The sequence below is a fragment of the Clostridium sp. genome (genome assembly GCF_029267215.1).
Taxonomy (GTDB): Bacteria; Bacillota; Clostridia; order Clostridiales; family Clostridiaceae; genus Sarcina.
Genome location: NZ_JARIDH010000042.1, coordinates 171,220 through 190,478, shown reverse-complemented (window position 1 = coordinate 190,478; position 19,259 = coordinate 171,220). Strand labels below are relative to the sequence as shown.

At 27.2% G+C, this 19,259-nt stretch carries 15 protein-coding genes, 2 pseudogenes and 1 other annotated feature; of the genes and pseudogenes, 14 read left to right on the top strand and 3 right to left on the bottom strand.

The annotated features are described in order from the left end of the window. The coding region (locus Q1K13_RS07800; protein WP_498038039.1) for a pirin family protein at positions 1 to 328 on the top strand (328 nt) is incomplete at its 5' end. Positions 329 to 443: 115 nt separating this feature from the next. Then, the gene (locus tag Q1K13_RS07795) at positions 444 to 1,079 is read left to right on the top strand and encodes an FMN-dependent NADH-azoreductase (protein ID WP_300349154.1); all 636 of its coding nucleotides are present in this window, start codon (positions 444 to 446) and stop codon (positions 1,077 to 1,079) included. A 264-nt stretch (positions 1,080 to 1,343) separates the two neighbouring features. Here the strand turns inward: Q1K13_RS07795 and Q1K13_RS07790 are convergent, their stop codons facing one another. Further along, the gene (locus Q1K13_RS07790; protein ID WP_300349152.1) at positions 1,344 to 2,252 is read right to left on the bottom strand and encodes a radical SAM protein; all 909 of its coding nucleotides are present in this window, start codon (positions 2,250 to 2,252) and stop codon (positions 1,344 to 1,346) included. A gap of 205 nt (positions 2,253 to 2,457) precedes the next feature. Between Q1K13_RS07790 and Q1K13_RS07785 the strand changes: the two genes are divergently transcribed. The 10 genes and pseudogenes from Q1K13_RS07785 to Q1K13_RS07740 all read left to right on the top strand — a co-directional run bounded on the left by Q1K13_RS07785 (position 2,458) and on the right by Q1K13_RS07740 (position 14,435). Then, complete coding sequence (locus Q1K13_RS07785) at positions 2,458 to 3,495, top strand: M42 family metallopeptidase (RefSeq protein ID WP_300349150.1); 1,038 nt, start codon at positions 2,458 to 2,460, stop codon at positions 3,493 to 3,495. A 144-nt stretch (positions 3,496 to 3,639) separates the two neighbouring features. Beyond that, positions 3,640 to 4,071 (top strand): annotated as a pseudogene (locus tag Q1K13_RS07780) (HAD hydrolase family protein); the annotation flags it as partial. 92 nt (positions 4,072 to 4,163) lie between these two features. After that, positions 4,164 to 4,344 (top strand): annotated as a pseudogene (locus Q1K13_RS07775) (transposase); the annotation flags it as partial. A gap of 482 nt (positions 4,345 to 4,826) precedes the next feature. Beyond that, on the top strand, positions 4,827 to 5,825 hold the full coding sequence (locus tag Q1K13_RS07770) for a hypothetical protein (RefSeq protein WP_300349148.1): 999 nt from the start codon (positions 4,827 to 4,829) through the stop codon (positions 5,823 to 5,825). A 754-nt stretch (positions 5,826 to 6,579) separates the two neighbouring features. After that, complete coding sequence (locus Q1K13_RS07765) at positions 6,580 to 7,467, top strand: hypothetical protein (protein WP_300349146.1); 888 nt, start codon at positions 6,580 to 6,582, stop codon at positions 7,465 to 7,467. Positions 7,468 to 7,497: 30 nt separating this feature from the next. Next, positions 7,498 to 9,249 (top strand): hypothetical protein, encoded by a 1,752-nt coding sequence (locus Q1K13_RS07760; RefSeq protein ID WP_300349144.1) that lies wholly within the window; start codon positions 7,498 to 7,500, stop codon positions 9,247 to 9,249. Positions 9,250 to 9,319: 70 nt separating this feature from the next. Next, positions 9,320 to 9,820, top strand: coding sequence for a nitroreductase family protein (locus Q1K13_RS07755; RefSeq protein ID WP_300349141.1), 501 nt, complete (start codon positions 9,320 to 9,322; stop codon positions 9,818 to 9,820). Between the two features lie 350 nt (positions 9,821 to 10,170). Then, positions 10,171 to 10,399, top strand: a binding site (T-box leader). 53 nt (positions 10,400 to 10,452) lie between these two features. Then, on the top strand, positions 10,453 to 12,111 hold the full coding sequence (gene gltX / locus Q1K13_RS07750; RefSeq protein WP_300349138.1) for a glutamate--tRNA ligase: 1,659 nt from the start codon (positions 10,453 to 10,455) through the stop codon (positions 12,109 to 12,111). A 172-nt stretch (positions 12,112 to 12,283) separates the two neighbouring features. Further along, positions 12,284 to 12,904 carry a DUF488 domain-containing protein gene (locus tag Q1K13_RS07745; RefSeq protein ID WP_300349135.1) on the top strand — a complete coding sequence of 207 codons (621 nt, stop codon included), beginning with the start codon at positions 12,284 to 12,286 and terminating at the stop codon, positions 12,902 to 12,904. Positions 12,905 to 12,983: 79 nt separating this feature from the next. Next, positions 12,984 to 14,435: a rubrerythrin family protein gene (locus tag Q1K13_RS07740; RefSeq protein ID WP_300349132.1), complete on the top strand. Its 1,452-nt coding sequence runs from the start codon at positions 12,984 to 12,986 to the stop codon at positions 14,433 to 14,435. Positions 14,436 to 14,615: 180 nt separating this feature from the next. On the opposite strand, the gene aspD is transcribed toward Q1K13_RS07740, so the two are convergent. Together aspD and Q1K13_RS07730 are read right to left on the bottom strand one after the other, a co-directional pair. Further along, a complete protein-coding gene (gene aspD / locus Q1K13_RS07735; protein ID WP_300349129.1) occupies positions 14,616 to 16,238 on the bottom strand; it encodes an aspartate 4-decarboxylase in 1,623 nt (540 codons plus the stop codon). A 114-nt stretch (positions 16,239 to 16,352) separates the two neighbouring features. After that, a complete protein-coding gene (locus Q1K13_RS07730; RefSeq protein ID WP_300349127.1) occupies positions 16,353 to 17,747 on the bottom strand; it encodes a hypothetical protein in 1,395 nt (464 codons plus the stop codon). Positions 17,748 to 18,135: 388 nt separating this feature from the next. Here Q1K13_RS07730 and Q1K13_RS07725 point away from each other — a divergent pair, with 388 nt between their 5' ends. Further along, the gene (locus Q1K13_RS07725) at positions 18,136 to 18,315 is read left to right on the top strand and encodes a DUF896 domain-containing protein (protein ID WP_300349125.1); all 180 of its coding nucleotides are present in this window, start codon (positions 18,136 to 18,138) and stop codon (positions 18,313 to 18,315) included. Between the two features lie 11 nt (positions 18,316 to 18,326). Further along, positions 18,327 to 19,250 carry an HPr(Ser) kinase/phosphatase gene (gene hprK / locus Q1K13_RS07720; RefSeq protein ID WP_300349122.1) on the top strand — a complete coding sequence of 308 codons (924 nt, stop codon included), beginning with the start codon at positions 18,327 to 18,329 and terminating at the stop codon, positions 19,248 to 19,250. Positions 19,251 to 19,259 lie beyond the last annotated feature (9 nt).

Sequence of the window (19,259 nt, the reverse complement as noted above, 5' to 3'; positions counted from 1 at the left end):
ATATAAACCTAATTATGGTGATTATGAGTTTGATTGGGACTTAAGAGAGAATAAATGGTTAAATATAGTTTCAGGGAAAAATGGTAATGCACCTATTAAAATAAATCAAGATGTTAATATATATGTTCTAGCTTTAGATGAAGGAAATTCAATTGATTTTGAAGTGAATCCAAAAAGACAGGCATATTTAATGCAAATAGAAGGTAGCTCTCTTATAAACAATATAGAATTAGATGCAAAAGATGCATTAGAAATTGTAGAAGAAAATATCTCGATAAAAGCAAAAGAAAAATCACATTTTATTATATTAGAAATGAAGAAAGCATAAATGAAACTAAATTTTTTTACTATAATATCACTAATTAGAGATAATTTTGTGAGGAGTAAGTAGATATAATTAGAAATATTTATAAAATTTAAAAAATAGAAAAGAGGATAAAAATATGAAAAAAGTATTATATATTACATCAAACCCAAAAGAAGAATCAAAATCATTTAGTTTACAAGTGGGAAGAAATTTCTTGAATGAATATAAGAGATTAAATCCAAATGATCAAATAAAAGAAATAGAAGTTTATGATGAAAATATACCTCTAATAGATAGAGAAATGTTAAAAATTTGGGATAAAATTGCAAATGGTGTTGATTTCAATAACTTAAGCAAAGAAGAACAAGAGAAGTTAAATAAATTTAGTGAGTTTACGCAGCAATTTATTGAAGCTGATAAATATATATTTGTAACGCCAATGTGGAATTTAGGATTGCCTGCAATGTTAAAAGCTTATTTAGATACTATAGTTGTAGCTGGAAAAACTTTTAAATATACACCAGAAGGTCCTGTTGGATTATTAGAAAATAAAAAAGCTATCCACATTCATGCAAGTGGTGGAGTTTATACTGTTAGACCAGCATCTAATTTTGCACACGCAGATAGTTATCTAAAATCAATACTTAGTTTTATTGGAGTTAAAGATTTTGAAAGTATAATAATTGAAGGTTTGGCAGCTACACCTGATAAAGCAGATGAAATAAAAGAAAATGCTAATAAAAAAGCCTTGGAATTAGCTAAAAAATTTTAGATTTAAGAAAATTTAAATGCACCCTTTAAAGTAGATATAATAAAAAAACTGTTAAAAGCTACTTTAAAGGGATTATTTTTATGGCTATAAAAAACAGAAAATATTCAATTGAAATAAAATTAAATAATCACACACCAATTGAATTTAGGTGTGCAGCGTAGAGACCAAGACCTTTTTAAAATAACATCTACTTAATTGGGACAGTTCACACTTTAGTTTAATTGTATTAACGTGTTGAGAAAAAATGAATAAATTACAAGGTTATTAAGATTTCATAACTCCTTGAAATTCGAAAGAGGGAACATAAGCTGTGGTATTTGTTCCACTTTCTTGTATGAATGCATTTTTTATTCCTAAGAAAGCTGCATACTCTATTAAAGAATCATAATGTTTGGGGTTTAAAGGTTTATTTATCTCTTTATATTCACAAGCTTTATGCATTGGAGTGTATTGATTCATTATGCTTATGAATACATTATCACCAAAGTTTTTATATATTGTGTCTATAACCTTTTTTGAATCAAATAAAAGTCCAGGTAACATAAGATGCCTTATGACCATGCCTTTTAGAAGTTTTCCATCCTTTGAGAATACTGGTTTTCCAACTTGTCTAAACATTTCATGAAGAATGGGAATTAAATTATCCTTATAATTTTTAATCTTTGAATACTTTAAGGCGTAGTCATCTTTAAAATATTTAAAGTCAGGAAGATAAACATCTATATATCCATCTAAAGATTTTATGGTTTCTAGGGTATCATATCCATTTGTATTATATAAAATAGGAATATTAAGCCCATTTTTCTTAGCCATATCTAAACCCTCTTTTATTTGAGGAACGTAGTGGGTAGGAGTTACAAGATTTATGTTTTCCGCTCCCTTTTCTTGAAGTTCTAAAAATATTTCAGAAAGTCTTTCTATAGAAACCTCTAAACCCTTAAATTCTTGACTTATTTCATGGTTTTGGCAAAATACACATTTTAAATTGCAATGGGAAAAGAAAACTGTGCCTGATCCATTTTTGAAAGTTATAGGAGGTTCTTCCCACATATGTAACTTAGCTCTTGCTATTTTAACCTTAGAGCCTGCCATGCAAACTCCAAGCTTTTCATATCTATTAACCTTGCAATTTCTGTTGCAAAGGGTACATTCTTCTAATATATTTTCATTCATTTAAAACACCTCTAATCCTATTCTAAATAATTATATATTTTAAATAATTTACTATCAAGTTTTAAACTTAACTCTTTTAATTTTTATATAAATTGTTTTCAAAATTTTTGAGAAGTAATATGATATTGCATATAATTAGGAGGTTTTTGGATATTTTATAAAATAAATATGGTATAATAATCCTTAAAAGAAGAGGTGATTTTTTATGAAGGTAAATAAAGAATTCGTGCTAAATACTGCAAAGGAAATATTAAGTTTTAATAGTCCAAGTGGATTTTGCTTTGAAATTATGGAGGATATAGAGAGAAGAGTAAAGAATCTTGGATACAATTTAACTCGTACCAATAAAGGGTGTGGAATAATAGAAATTCCTGGAGAGTGTGAAGACAAGGTTATTGGATTATCTGCCCATGTTGACACCTTAGGGGCTATGGTAAGATCAATAACAGGAAATGGGACTTTAAAGTTTGAACTTATAGGAGGACCTATAGTTCCAACCTTAGATTCTGAATACTGTAAAATTAGAACAAGAGATGGAAGAGAATACACAGGTACTTTTTTAAGTACTAGTGCATCAATTCATGTTTATGATGATGCATCAAGTAAGATAAGAGATACTAAAAATATGGAGATTAGAATTGATGAAGTTGTTAAATCTAAAGAGGATGTATTAAATTTAGGCATAGGTGTTGGAGATTTTATATTCATAGACCCTAAGACAACAGTTACTGAAAGTGGATTCTTAAAATCAAGATTTATTGATGATAAGGGAAGTGTGGCAGCCTTAATTGGATTATTAGAAATGTTTAACAGATTAGGAGAAAAACCTAAATATAAAACTAAAATATTTATATCAGTTTATGAGGAGGTTGGACATGGTGCAGCCTATATTCCAGAGGATATAACAGAAATGATTGCCGTTGATATGGGATGTATTGGAGATGATTTAACTTGTACTGAGTTAGATGTTTCAATCTGTGCTAAGGATTCAGGTGGACCTTATGATTATAACATGACCTCAAAACTTATAAATCTTGCTAAGGAAAATAATTTAAGTTATGCTGTTGATATTTATCCAAGATATGGCTCAGATGTTGGGGCTGCATTGAGAGGTGGAAATAACATACGTGGAGCTCTTATTGGACCTGGGGTTGCAGCTTCTCATGGCATGGAGAGAACACACTATAATGCTTTAGAAAATACAATAAAACTTGTATATCTTTATTTAAAAGATGGAGATTGAAAAGATTAACAGGTGTAAAAAATGAACAAATATAAAGTAATAGTATTAGATGTAGATGGAACATTAACTAGTTTAATTTAATGGATCAAAAGTAATAGATTGTGAAACCGATGATGTTTTATTTAATATGAAGCTCGTAATTGTAAGTTTAAACTATTTCAAAAAGATGATTTAGCAATTTTTGCAGATTTTCCATTAAACAAGGTTTTAACTGCTGGTGATACAGAATATTTAAAAGCTAACTATAAAGAAATGATTGAGCCATTTAAAGAAAAGTTAAGTTGTATGTTTACACTTGATTTCTTCTTTGAATTTACTGCAAAAGGAATAGATAAGGTAAAGGCTTTAGAAACAGTACTTTCTCACTTAGAATATTAAATGGGTGAAGTTATGGCCTTTGGTGATGATAAAAATGATTCTTCCATGGTGAAATATGTTTGATTAGGTATTGCTATTGGAAATGTAGTGTATGAATTAAAAGAAATAGCTGATTACATAACTTTATCAAATAAAGAAGATGGAATTGCCTATGCAATAAGTGAGTTTATGAAAGAAAAAGAAGAAATATTAGTTTAACAGTTTAAAATAATATGGAGTAAAGTTGATAAGTTATTTAAAAAAACTTATCAACTTTTTTTGTTTAATAATATTTTTTAAAATAAAAAATTGCAACTTTAAAATATAAGTATTGGAATAAATAATTTTGGTGCAAAGTGTACTATGTTGATACAATTGGAAGAAATAAAAAGGCGATAGAAGAATATATTAAAAATAAAATACAGGAAGATAGCATATGAACAAATAAGCTTAAAAGAATATATTGACCTTTTTACGGGTGGTTATGATTGATAATTTCAGTTAAAATGATGATCAAATTTATATCAAAGAAAAATTGTGCAAAAGTTGAAATTTATAATGGTTTTAGGAGTTGTTATAGTCAAGATTCAAATTTTTTCTATATAAAAAGACTTTAAATACATTTAGTGGTAATATATAATTAAATTACAAAATAACTGAAAGGATGAAGCATTTTACAGTATTCCAGTAAGCATATCTAATGGAACAGAATTTTATAACATAAATATAGACTGGGAAGATGTTGGTATTGTAAATTTTAATTCAAAAGGACTTTATGGAAGGTATTCAACTTCATATAATGAAATGGACTATGATGAATTTGATGAGTGTTTAGTAATAAAGTCATCAAATTCTGACAAGATAGTAAAAGTATATTCTTAATTCTAAAAAAGCTAAGTGAATAACTTTCATTTAGCTTTTTTAGGTAAAAGTGTGATTAATATATAATAAAGTTTTAAGAGGAGGAAGTATAGTTGGCAAATGATTTTAAAACTATTATGTTATTAAAATGTTTTACAAACAAAAAGTATGCTCAAGACTTTTTAGATTCTGGAAAATTAAAATTTGGCAACCCACAGGAGTGGATTGAAGCATGGGAAAAAGAGGGGAGTGGACGAGGTGATTTATTAGAGGGATCTTTTGCATCTATTGCATCTATAATGAAGCAAGATTATATACGAAAGTCTAAACTTTATAGATTATCACGAAGTAATACCATAGAAATGATAGATTCAAGAAATGGTCATATACATTTTAAGAGTCAAGATGTATTAAATCTACCTACTTGTTGTTTCTTTGGATTAAATGATAATATGTTTACACATATGTCTAAAGGAGAAGATGGAGAGAAATATCCTAGTGGAAAAATTAAAAAGAGTTATTTTAAAGATTTTGCAAAAAGTTTAGACAAAGAAACTTATAAAAATTGTTCAGAAGAGGAAAGACCAGCATTAATAATTATTAATAATCCAATGGAATTTAGAAGAAGGTTTATTAATTATTTTATAAGCAATGGACTTAAACCTGAGGAAATATTTTATGCACCAGTAGAATATGTTGATAAAGATGAAGAGTTTTTTATAGAAAGTTCAATGCCTACGGAGTTATTTACGAAAGATATTAAATTTTCCAATCAAAGTGAAATAAGAATTGTTTTAAACACAAAAAATAAAAATTTCTTAAAGATGTTAAATAAAAGTAATGGAATTATTGAACTTGGAAATATGAGTGATATAGCTAGAATAGAAGATTATTACTTTGAAGATTTTATTATGCAAAAAAGGGGAAATACACTCATTTATAAATTATCTATTCCGAAATTAGAAGAGCTTCCACAAGATATAGCAGATTTTTTTAATAGCGTAAAAAAAACAGATACAATTACCGCATATCAAACTATTAATGGTAAAAGATGTCCATTAATAGTAGAGAGGGATAATAAAACTGGGAAGATAATAAGAATACACCCTTAAAGTTATACAATAAAATTACATTTTTATTTAGAAAATATATGTGTAAATACAGGGTTAATTACACGTATATTTTTTAGTTTACATAGTTATTTCAAAGGTACACGGTTAGTCAACAGTGTATTTTTGTTTTTTAGCATTTTTTATGGTTACTATTGTTATCTCGTATGGTCTAACGTAAATATTAATTGAAAATGAGATTAAAAAGAAATATGAGAAAAAAGTTAAAATTGAAGTTATATGATTAAGAAATACACTTGAAATAAAGGACAGATTTTTGAAAGTGTGTGTCATGTCTGATATGAAAGCTACAGAAGTCTTAGAAAATATTATAAGAGAATTTACGGAGAAAGTAGAGGAGGGTTACTATGAGTAATCTAAAATAGGGAAAAGTATCTGAGGATTGGAAAGAAGTTTGATAATCCTATTTATGCATATGAAAATTATGTGGACAACTTCATAAAATTAGATAAGGTATACAGAGGATAAGATTGAAAGTATACAGTTATAAAGAACGAGTATATAATATATTTGCCTATCTAACAGTACACTTTTTTATTTTTATCTTAAATTTAATTAGAGTGAATAATTATTAGTATTTAACCACTTTGTTAATAAAATGTAATGAAGATTTTATTAAGAAGAAGTATAATAATCCTAAATATTAGAAATATATAGTCAAAATTTCAAATAAAGATTATAAAATTGACGTGTTGGGAATAATATACATAAGATAAGATGAAATGGAGTGTTTAATGTGAAAAAAAGAGTAATTGGAGGGGTATTGGTTCTTTCTATAACCTTAGGAGGGGCCTTGGCTTATACAAATGTGAATGAATCCTATGTAAAAGGAGCAACCTTTGAAAATAAAGTTTACAATAATCAAGTAAATAATTCAGAAAAAGAGGGAGAAAATCTTACTGAAGCACATAAAAAACTTGAAGATATTGAAAACTCTAAGGGAAATTCAAAGGGTGATTTTAATAATAAAGAAGATAAAACAAAAGAGAATAGTAAAAATAATTTAGATAAAGTTAATTTTAATAAGGATGAAAACAAAAAAGAGTTAAAAAATATTAAGTCACTAAATAGTCATGAGGCATTAAAAAATAAAGATGAAGATTCTAAAAAATCAGAAGATAAACTAAGTGAGGGAGAAAAAGAAGTTTTAAAAACATATGCCATAAAATATGAAGATAAGAATGCATTATTAGATTTAGGGGCTAATATTGATGGATTTAAAGAAATAGGTAATGATAAATATTATCAGGTAACTCTGTACTCAAAAAGTGCTAAAGGAGAGGATTTAACGGGAGTAGTTGATAAAATTCTTATAAATAAAAATGGTGATGTTTTAAAAAGTGAAACAGGGGAAACTTTAAGCTCTATAGAAGGAATAATAACAAAGGTTAATTTAAGTAATGAAGAGAGAGAAACAATTGAAAATATAGCTAAAAATTATGAGGTTTCTATTAATAATGATGATATAGAAGTTAAGTTTGAAGGGCAAAAAGAAATGAATGGAAAAGTTTATTATAAAAGCAATATTTATTTAAAGAGTATGGAAAAAGAGGGCATATTTGAACCTTTATTAAAGCTTTATATAAGTAAAGATGGAGATGTGGTTAAAAATTTAGAAAGTTAATAAACATATTTTAGTTTATGGAGAAAAGAAATGAGATATAAAGAGATAAGTTTTAAGGTTAATAGAGATAAAATAAGAGAGGACTTACTAAATGTTAAATTAGATATTTATGGAGAAGATGTTTTAAGCAATTTAAAGCTTTATAAAGGGAAAGTAAATTTAGAAGAAATAAAAAGCCAGGAAGAAATATTTAGTGATGCTAATTTTATTTATATAGAAGGAAAAAGTGATAAAATTAGCTTTTGGTATTCACTTAAAATAGGGGGGCTTGGCAAACATGGAAGGCTTGGAGAATTAAATTCTGATTTAATAATCTTTATGGGAGAACAGTTTTTGATGCTTCCTGTGGAACTACTTGCTTTAGGTGATTCAAAAGATTCAAAATGTAAAATAACTATTGATTTTACTGGTTTCAAAGAGAGTTTTCATGAAGAGTTGAGAAAGCTAGGTATAAGTAATGAGCATATCAGTAAAAATAAAATTTCTGACTTAAAAGAATTAAGGTTTCTTAGTAAGATTAGTTATTCATCGCTGGAAAGATGTAATACATATAAGAATTTAGAAAAAGATAATAGTAATAACTTAAAGTCTAAAATCAGATTTTATAATATAATTCCTTTTAAAGAAGAGGATTTTAAGATAAATCTTTTAAATCCTATCTGGAGTGATTTATATGAACTTATGAAATCTCCTTATACTTTTGGATTTTTTAATTTAAGAAAAAGTAAGGGAGATTTTGGATTAAAACTCTATAGAGAAAATAGGATTATAAATAATACTTGTAATGAAAATGAAATTTTTGAAAACATAAGTAAATTGTATGATTATTATAAAGGTTTATTTAAATGTGAAGAAGAAAAAGCTCTTACCATAATTTTTCTTGGAAAAAGTAAAAAAGATAATAAAAACATATTAGGTGGAAGTGGAAAAAATATTATATGTGCTTCCTTTAATAAGGATAATAAGAGGGATTGGCAGCTTTTATCTCATAGAATGTTTCATGCATTTATGGATTCTAAGCTTTCTTCAAGAACATATCATCTCCCTCCAAATCTATGGCTTACAGAGGGACTTGCAACTTATTATGAACTTTTAGCACTTGAAAGTTTAAGTGAAGATTTAAAAGAAAAACTAAAGATAGATTTTAATAGAGAGATAAGTAAGCTCTACACAAGATATATTTATATGACATTAAAAGAGCCAAATAGATTTAAAATAATTCCAATGGAAGAGATAAGTATAAAAAGTCATGGAAAATTAGAGTTTCTTCATTATACAAAGGCTCCTTTAATAATTTATTTTTTAGAGAGTTTAACAAAGGATTCTTTAGGAAAAGATAGCATACTAAATTATCTTGTTTTAAATAAAGATAAAGAGTTTTCTATGCAAAATATGTTTATTTGGCTTTTAAAAGAAAAATGCAATGAATTTGCTAGAAATTATCTTTTTGGAAATTCAATTCTTCCTCTTTGGAATCTTAAGGAATATGTTTGTGAGGAGGAAGTTTTAAAAGATTTAAATGAATATGAATATATACTTTGGACTTGGTTTTATAAAGAAGAAGAAAACTATGTGAAGGATGATTTAGAAAAGTATCCTTTAGAAGAATTAAAAATACATGAAGATATACTTAATAGGGTTATATATAATAGAGAATTAAGTAAAAATGTGGAGGATTATTCTAATACATTAAGCATTTTACTAAAGATATGGTTATTTAAAATAAATTCCTCTAATTTTCATTGGGTGCAAAATGATATTAGAAGTAGAGTTTTAACTTAGAATACATAAATAAGAACTCATTTACCAATATTAATAACATAATATATTGATTCATTAAGGAGGAAAAGAAATGGATACAATATTTAAAAGAAATAGTATAAGAAGTTATAAAAGTGAGGAGGTAAGTGAGGAGAATATAAAAAGGATTTTGAGAGCTGGGATGGCTGCACCATCTGCTGAAAATAAAGATCCGTGGGAATTTGTTTTCACAACTAATAGAGAAATTTTAGATGAAATTGCCTCAAAACATCCACATGCTAAAATGGTTAAAGAAGCTCCACTTTGCATAGCAATATGTGCTAATAGTGAAAAACAACCTAAAGAAGGATATTATATTCAGGATTGTTCAGCTGCTGTTGAGAACATGCTTTTAGAAACTGAACTATTAGGACTTGGAGGAGTGTGGATTGTGGCATATCCTCATAAAGATTTAATGGGTATTGTTAGAGATATATTCAATATTCCAAGTAATATTCACCCAATGGCTATGATTGCAGTAGGACATCCAGATGAATTTAAACATCATATAACAGAGTATGATGAAAATATTGTCCATGAAGATCAATACTAAGAATAAGTAAAATTATTGACAAGTAGGAGTTCTTAGTTTTAAATGTTATTCTTGAATATCCAATAGGAATAGAAAGCATATTTTTGTATTATAAATAACTTTATATATTATAACAAATAAAGTTTCAGGTGGGGTTTACTACTTAAATTAAAGATTACATCTAAAAAAAACTTAAGTTTTATAAAAAAAGCTTAGTTAATTTATAAGTAATGTAATTTTAAAAAGTTTTAATTAAAAACAAATATGATATAATAAAGTTAAAGTTTGAAATTTATCTAAGGGTAAGATTTCTGTTTACAACTTTAAAGAATCTGTTATAATATACTTTGTTATGTTTAAAATATAATATTATTTAAGCTGTGATAAAGAAGAGTACGTAAGTAATTATTTCAAAGCGAATTAGGGATGGTGAGAGCCTAAAATATAATCTTATGGAAAGAAGCTTTGGAGCTTTAGACTGAAAATCTTATTTTAAGGAGTAGGTCTAGGGATGATTTCCCTTAAGAAATTTTGAGTGAGTTAGTTTAAAGACTAACTAATTTAGGTGGTAACGCGGAAGTTAAGTCTTTCGTCCTAATTTTATAGGACGAGGGACTTTTTTTTATATAAATTCAGAAAGGAAAGTGAAAACAATGAGTTATGAAAATTTAGCTAACTTAATATTCCCTAATATAGATAAGACACCGGAATATTATTTCGAAAAATATCCAAAAAGAGATTTAAAAGAAGGTGCTAAGGTATTAAGATATGCACCAAGTCCAACTGGCTTCCAACATATAGGAGGAGTTTTTGCTTCCTTAATAAATGAAAGATTAGCTCACCAAAGTGGTGGAATATTCTACTTAAGAATAGAAGATACAGATCAAAAGAGGGAAGTAGCTGGTGCTATAGATGACACTATAAAAACTATGCATAACTTTGGAATGGATTTTGATGAAGGTATAACTGGAGAAACTACAGAAAAAGGCGCTTATGCACCATATAAACAAAGTCAAAGAGCTGATATATACAGAGCTTTTGTTAAAGATCTTTTAAGAAAAGGATTAGCTTATCCATGCTTTATGACTTCAGAAGAATTAGAAGCTTTAAGAGAAAAGCAAGTTGCTGAAAAATTAACTCCAGGATGTTATGGAGAATTTGCTAAATATAGAGATTTATCACCAGAGGAAGCTATAAAGAAAATAGAAGCTGGCGAAAGCTATGTTATAAGAATGAAATCACCTGGAAATCCTGAAAAAAGAGTTGTTGCTGAAGATATGATAAAGGGAGAAGTTTCATTCCCAGAAAACCTTCAAGATGTAGTAATTATAAAAGGTGATGGACTTCCAACATATCACTTTGCACACGCTATAGATGATACATTAATGAGAACTACTCACGTTATAAGAGGAGAAGAGTGGTTATCATCACTTCCAATACACCTTCAAATGTTTGAAGTTTTAGGAGTTGAAGCACCAAAGTATGCTCATATCCCTACAATAATGAAAATGGATGGAAGTTCTAAGAGAAAACTTTCTAAGAGAAAAGATCCAGAAAGTGCTGTAAGTTACTACAGTGAAAAAGGATACCCAGCTCAATCAGTAATAGAGTACTTATTAAATATAATAAACTCAGCTTTCGAAGAGTGGAGAGCAGAAAATCCAGATGCTGATTATCATGATTATAAAGTAGAATTAAATAAAATGAGTAAGAGTGGAGCTTTATTTGACTTAATTAAATTAAATGACGTAAGTAAAGATGTTATTTGTAAAATGAAAGCAGATAAAGTTTACGAATACTACATAAACTGGGCTAAAGAATATGACAAGGAAATGTATGATTTAGTAACTTCTAAAGAAGCTATGATGAAAGAAGTATTCAACATAGATAAAGAAGGTCCAAAACCAAGAAAAGACTTTGCTAAATGGGAAGATGTTAAAGAAAAAATATTCTACTTCTTTGATGAGTTATTCAATGAAGAAAAGGCTGAAAATGTTGAATTACCAAAGACTTTAGAATTAGAAGAAGCTAAGAGAATAATAGAAGCTTACGAAAAAGCTTATAACTTCAACACAGATAAAGATACTTGGTTCTCAGACTTAAAAGAAGTTGCTACTCAGTTAGGATATGCAACTGATAGAAAGAAATATAAAAAGAACCCAGAAGAATACAAAGGAATGGTTTCAGATGTTGCAGGGGCTGTAAGAGCGGCTTTAACTCATAGAAGTAACACTCCAGACCTTTATACAATAATGCAAATAATGGGTGAAGAAAAAGTAAGAGAAAGATTTAAAAACTTTGCATCACTTTAATTTAAATACAAATAAAAGCTTATAGGAGTTTTCCTATAAGCTTTTACTTTTATAATATTTTAACTTAATAAAACTATTATAAAAATAAAGTTGTATAATTAATTTATATAATAAGAATTTTTATATTAGGAGAGATTTAAAAATAAGAAAAATAAAGTGAGGTGAATTTTTAGTGGAAATATATACCTTAGGTCATTCAAATTATAGTGTGGAAAGATTAGTTGATATGATGAAAAAATATAATATAAATTGTGTTATAGACATAAGAGGAATTCCATATTCTAAATATAATGTGCAATATAATAAAGAAACTATTCAAAAGACCTTAAGAAATTTAGGTTTTACATACATATATATGGCAAAGGAATTTGCAGCTAAAAGAGAAACAAAGATTTCTTATAATAAGGAAGGATATGCAGATTTTAGAAAAGTAATAAAAGAGGAAACCTTTAGATATGGTATAGAAAGACTTAAAAAGGGTATAGATATGGGGTATAAAATTGTACTTTTAGGTGCTATGCAAGAACCTATAAGGTGTCATAGAGCTATCCTTGTTGGAAGGGAGCTTGATAAAGAAGGTTTTCAGGTTAAGCATATACTTCATGATTATACTTTAGCAAATCAAAGAGAAATTGAAGAAATGCTTCTTGATAAATATTTTAAGTATAGAAATCAATTAACCTTAGATACATTATTAGGTAAAGGTAAAAGCAGAGAAGAAATGATTGAAGAAGGATATGAACTTTCTAATAAAGAAATTGGGTATAGAATGGAAAAATTGAGTGATAAGTAAAAGAGTTTAAATAAATAGTGTCATATATTGTTTCTTTTGAATATTTTATAATTAGTTATTAATTATTTAAGAGGATGTTATGAAAGGATTAAAAGGCAGTAAAACTGAAATAAATTTATATAAGTCATTTGCAGAGGCTTGTAGAGCAATGGGTAAATATAAAATGTATAGTAAAAGAGCTGAAAAGGATAAATATAACTGTATAGCTCATATGTTTGGAGAAATGGAAAGCTGTGAATATCAATATATAAAAAGAATGTATGAGGGTTTTTTAGGTAATATTGGAGATACAGAAGATAATTTAAAAATGGCTATGATGTGTAGTTGCAATGATATGTATAAAGAGTATGAGAAAACTGCTAGGGAAGAAGGCTTTGATGAAATAGCAGACTTTTATAAAGAGCTTCATAAAGTTATGAAAAAACACCATAGAGAGTTAGAAGAGATTCATAAAAAAATAGTTGATGGAACTATGTATGAATCTGAAATGGATGTTAATTGGAGTTGTACTAAGTGTTGCTATATGATAACTAGTAAATCAGCACCAATGAAGTGTCCAATGTGTGGATCACATCAAGGATATTTCAAAATGGATAAATATAAAAATTATGATATGATGCAAGAAGATATGGAAGATAATGATCTTAAATGCATGTTTAAAATATACATGAACCAAAAAACTATGAAATGTGTTCATAATTGTATGGTAAATTGTATAGAAAAATGTATATGTTACTTAAAGAAAAATGATGTAAGCAAAAATACTATTTATTCAATTTATAAAGATTGTATGGATAAATGCATGGAGCTTATGGAAGAACTTAACATGGATTTAGCTAAAAGCTATGATATGCAAGACATGACTTATGAAGAACTAAAAAAACATCTTATTGATTGTGCAATGAAATGTATGGATAAGATGATGAAATATATGGAGAAGTCAGCTAGAAAGCACATAAATAGAAAAGATGAAGATGAAGATGAAGTTATAGATGGATTAAGAGAGGTTTGTGAAAAAGAGAAAAATTTATTACATGATCAGATGATGGAATTTCATATGAAAAATTGCTATGATATGTTCATGAAAGAGAAAGATAACTATAAAATGTATATTGGAATGGACAAAGAAGAAATAAAAAAAATATGTGAAAAGAAATTAGAAATGATGAACATGTATATGGACAATTTAAATGAACTTGGAAAAGAGCTTATGGAAATGTGCATGGACATTATAGATGATATGGATGCTAAAGACGAAAATATGGATGAAATAAAAGAATATATGATGCAAAAATGTATGAAATTGAATAAGAAAATGCATTGCTATGCTATGGATATGTATGAAGAGAATACCACTTTAGAAGAGTGCAAAGAAAAGTTTATGAAGAATTACAAAAAATGCATGGAAGGCATGAAAGAAATGTATATGGACATGGTAAACAATTATATTAAAGACTATGATCTTATGGAAATGAAAGAGAAATGTGATAAGGCATATGACAAATATATGAATAAAATGATGAAGATGTAATATCTTTTAGAATTTAAGTAATCATGGAGAGAATTTTAATAAATCTTATTTAATAATTCTCTCTTCATGATTACATTGTATTTTTAGTATATATTTAAAAATTTGTCTCTATTTTAAACCAGTGATGGTTAAGAAGAGGTATCTAAAATCAACACTCTCTTAAAACATAACCAAAAAAATTTATTTTAATGAACTTTTCCATGATGTTACGAAGCCTTCTAATATTTTTCTTAAGACAGTTCCTATTTTTGAGTAAGCTTCATCCTCTAAATTGGCTAAAGAAATTCTAACTGACCACTCAGGTCCTTGGAATCCACCACCACTTAGTAGAACTATTGAAGATTCTTCTGCAAGTTTATATAATACATCAACTGGTTTGAAATTACCTTTTAAGTATTTAGCAAAATCTTCACCATAGTTATTTAATGCCCATTGAAGTAAATCAAATTCTGCATAGTAAGCTGCGTCATATGGATCTTCTTCTACTTTTATTCCAAGACCATCAAATAATAATTTTTGACGTCTATGACATATATTTATGGTTTGATTTTTGTAAATATCTTCTCTATCTATAAGAGAGAATGCTGAGAAGAATGCCATTTGAACCTGCTGAGGAGTTGAAAGCCCAGCTGTATGATTAAGGGCAACTTGACGACTATCTGCAACAATTCTATCTATAAACTTTATTTTTTCTGGATTAGTTGAAAGAGACTCATATCTTTTATTTACAAGCTCTTTTTTATCATTAGGAAGTTCCTTAATTAGTTCATCAAATATATTATCTTCATAAAGTGCAAGTACTCCAAGTCTCCATCCTGTAACTCCAAAATATTTAGAAAATGAATAAACTCCTATTGAATTTTTAGGAAAGTCAGCCACAAGTGATTGAAAATTATTAACAAAAGTTCCATAAACATCATCAGATATTATCATAAGGTTTTTATTATATTTTTCAACTATATTTTTAAGTATTTTTTTACTATTATCATGAATAGCAACTGATGGTGGATTACTTGGATTAACTAAAAATAAGGCTTTAATTGAGGTATCTTTTAATTTGTTTAGTTCTTCTTCTGGATATTGCCAAGTGTGAACTCCATTTTCAGTTATTTCATTAGCATGAATATAAACACTTTCTAAATCATATCTAGGAATCATAGGAATTTCTAGATAAGGAGTAAAAATAGGTGTCATTATAGCTATTTTATCTCCTTTTTCAAGAAGTTTATTAGCTATAAGTGAATCAAATATATAACACATGGCAGCTGTTGCGCCCTCTACAGCAAAAAGTTTGAAATTTTTTGAAGGAGGTAAGTAGCAAAGTTCTTTTATTAAATAGTCATGAACTATAGATTCAATGTGAGGAAGCATTCTATCTGGAAATGGATAGTTATCCCCTATGATTGCATCTGCAAGTTCATATACAAAATCATCTCCATGAAAATTCTTTTCTTTTACTCCGAAATCTATTATTTTACTTAATAAATCTATTCCAGGAGAATTTGGATTGTTTTTTACATAATCTAAAAATCTATTATAAATACCTTTTTTTGTAGGCATACCTGCTAAGTCACCCTTACAAAAAGTATGTCTTGTCTCTGATACTGCAAAATGACCAAATGTAAAGTAGGCATCTCTTGGAGTGGAAGCTGTCCAGTTAGGATTTCCTCTTCCTGCATCTAAAAGAGAACGAGCACTTTTTTTGTCCTTTGCTAGGTCTATTAATTTGTTTTTAAATTCAAAAGGACTTATTTTACCATAAACCTTTTTAAGTTCTTCTAATTGTAAATTTGTTTTTGACATAAGTCAATTCCTCCTAAAGTTAGTAGTGTGACATTATTATAGTATAAGTATAAAACTTATTTTCTATGATTAAAATAAATTATAATAAAAAAACTCCTAATATTAGGAGTTTTTTTATTTTGTAAGCATTCCTTGAAAAATTTCCATAAAGAAATTTTCAAGCTCAGTTACTTTTTTCTCTAAAAGAGTAATTCTTTTTTCTAAATCACAAGGATTTATATTATTTTCTTCAATTTTATTTGATTTTATGTTTTCAATGAATGAAGAATCTATTTTAAGATTTACAATTTCGTTTTTTAAATAATTTAATGACTCTAAATCAATATCAAGAAGATTATCTTTATGATTTTTATTACAATTACAATCCTTAACTTTAGAAGGGGTTATGTTTTTAGCATATTTTATTTTTGTGCTTTTATTTTCTTTTGAAAGTCTATTAAGTAATTCTTCCTTTTCAGAAGAATATTCATCTTTTTCTTCATTTATTTTACTTAAAGAAAACTCTTTAGAAACACTCTCATTTTTCTCTTTTGAAGAAGTTCTATTAAAGAAATCAATAATATCCCTTTTATCATCTTCAAGAGTGTGAAGTTCAGCTGCTATCTCTTCATAAGCTTCTTTGCATATTTCATTTAATGAGGATATTTTATCATTTACTTCATCTAAAGAAGCCTCTTCATTAATAACTAATTCATTCCCTTTTTCTTTTATTAAAGTAGGAGAAAAGGTGCTTTTGTCCTCTTTAAATTTAATATTTTCATTAATTTCTTTTGGTTCTACCTCTTTTTTATTTAGAGATATTTCTTCTTTAGTAGTAGAAATTAAATTATTTTTCTTCTTACCTTTATTGGACTTTAGATAAAATATACTTTTAAACAAAGAAATAATACTTTTAAAGAATCCTTTTTTATTCTTCTTATGTCTTTCTATTCTAGTAACTCTTGGACTTTCTAAAACAATTGTTTTAGGGGTTAAATCCATATTACCTTCAGAAGAAGTTTCTTTTGTACTTTCGTATGAAGACTCTAGATTATTTTTTTCTTTTAAAACATCCTCTTTTTCTTCTTTAATTTCAACATCTTCTTTTTTTATGTTTTTTATCTTCGGCAATAAGGTTGAGGGATCTTCTTCTTTTATATTAAATTTTTTGCTTAGAGAATCTAATAAAGATTGAATATCTTCCCTGTCACAACCATTGTTTTCAGTTGAAATATCAATTGTTTTAGCAATATATTCCTTTGAAACATTTGGTTCATTTTCTTTATTATCCTTAATAGAGTTTGAAAGAATCTTAATTTTAGAAGAATTACAAGGCTTTTTAAAATAACCTTCTTCTAAATTAAATACGAAACCTTCCTTTTCCATGAAAGATATTATTTCTTTTTTTTGTATTTTTAGTTTTTTTGAAAGTTCTTTAAGTGTTAATCCTTCTAAAACTAAGGAGTTATTTATTAATTTAACCTTATCTGAATTACTAAGTTTTTTTAAAGAATTTTTTTTATCATCCATAAATCCCACCCTTGTCTACAAAATAACTTATACCTTATAATATGAAATTTGTCATTCTATAAATATTATATAACTATTATAGGATAAATTAAGAAGATTTAAGGGGAAAAATGGAAAAATTTCTAAAAAATTTACTTGTTGGTATCAAAATTTTTATTTAATGCTCTGTTTTAAACTAGTTTTTATTTTACATAGAACTATAAGACCATCTTAATAAGCAAGGTCTTATGGTATAGATAAAATCAAAACTCTCTTAAAACAGAGTTTTGGTTAAATACTTAATATGATTATATTAAGAGTTTAAAATAAGAAAGAATTCTTGATAAAAAATACATATAAATGTAAAATAATATTATAAATAAAGTTATATTAGCAAAGGAGAAGAAAAATGCATATAGAAGAGTTAACTAAAAGAATAAATGAGTTACATAAAAAACACAAAGAAGAAGGATTAAGTGAAGAAGAGCATAAAGAGAGAGAAGAGCTTAGAAGAGAATATATAAATAGGTTTAAAAATAATTTAAGAGACCAATTAAAAGGGATAGAGCCAAAAAATAAGAAAAATTAAGGGTGATTTATGTGGGTGTTACAGTAGAAAAGTTAATAAGGGATTTTAATCTTGAGGTGGTCCAAACAGGAGAGCAAAATGTACCTATAAATGTTAGCGATGTTAATAGACCAGGATTACAACTTGCAGGTTTTTATAACTATTTTGCTCCAGAGAGAATTCAGGTTATTGGTAAAGCTGAGTGGAGTTTCTTAGAAGACATGTCTACAGATTTAAGAAAGAAAAGATTAAGTAAGTTCTTTTCTTTTGATATATCATGTCTTGTTATAACTAGAGATTTAGAAATACATGATGAACTTATTAGAGCAGCTAGAAAAAGAAGCCTTTGGATTCTTAGAACTAACATGATAACAACTAAGTTCATAAGTAAACTTACAATGTATTTATCAGATAAAATGGCTCCAGAAACAAGATTACATGGAGTTTTAGTTGATGTTTATGGTATAGGAATGTTAATAACAGGAGAAAGTGGTATTGGAAAAAGTGAGACTGCCTTAGAACTTATTAAAAGAGGACATAGGTTAGTAACAGATGATGCTGTAGATATAAAAGAGATTGATGGAGATTTAATAGGTAGATCACCAAAAATAACATTTGGAATGTTAGAAGTTAGAGGAATGGGAATAATTGACGTGTCTGCTCTTTATGGGTTAAGTTCAATATTAAACTCTAAGCAAATCAAAATCATAATTCATTTTGAACATTGGAAAGATGATGGAGATTATGATAGATTAGGTGTTAATGATGAATATCAAGATATTTTAGGAGTTAAGGTTAAAAAATTAAGAGTTCCTATAAGACCAGGCAGAAATATAGCTGTGATAATAGAAGCAGCTGCTGCAAACTATAGATATCAAAGAATGTCTGATATTACTCCAGTAGATATTATTGAAAAGAGAATGTTAGAGAGTATGGAAAAGGATAATATAAATTAGAATTTTCTA

Bases quoted from the DNA above. Each gene is read 5' to 3' on its own strand.
- Q1K13_RS07795 (WP_300349154.1), top strand. From the start codon at position 444: ATGAAAAAAGTATTATATATTACATCAAACCCAAAAGAAGAATCAAAA.
- Q1K13_RS07790 (WP_300349152.1), bottom strand. From the start codon at position 2,252: ATGAATGAAAATATATTAGAAGAATGTACCCTTTGCAACAGAAATTGC.
- Q1K13_RS07785 (WP_300349150.1), top strand. From the start codon at position 2,458: ATGAAGGTAAATAAAGAATTCGTGCTAAATACTGCAAAGGAAATATTA.
- Q1K13_RS07760 (WP_300349144.1), top strand. From the start codon at position 7,498: ATGAGATATAAAGAGATAAGTTTTAAGGTTAATAGAGATAAAATAAGA.
- Q1K13_RS07755 (WP_300349141.1), top strand. From the start codon at position 9,320: ATGGATACAATATTTAAAAGAAATAGTATAAGAAGTTATAAAAGTGAG.
- gltX (WP_300349138.1), top strand. From the start codon at position 10,453: ATGAGTTATGAAAATTTAGCTAACTTAATATTCCCTAATATAGATAAG.
- Q1K13_RS07740 (WP_300349132.1), top strand. From the start codon at position 12,984: ATGAAAGGATTAAAAGGCAGTAAAACTGAAATAAATTTATATAAGTCA.
- aspD (WP_300349129.1), bottom strand. From the start codon at position 16,238: ATGTCAAAAACAAATTTACAATTAGAAGAACTTAAAAAGGTTTATGGT.
- Q1K13_RS07730 (WP_300349127.1), bottom strand. From the start codon at position 17,747: ATGGATGATAAAAAAAATTCTTTAAAAAAACTTAGTAATTCAGATAAG.
- Q1K13_RS07725 (WP_300349125.1), top strand. From the start codon at position 18,136: ATGCATATAGAAGAGTTAACTAAAAGAATAAATGAGTTACATAAAAAA.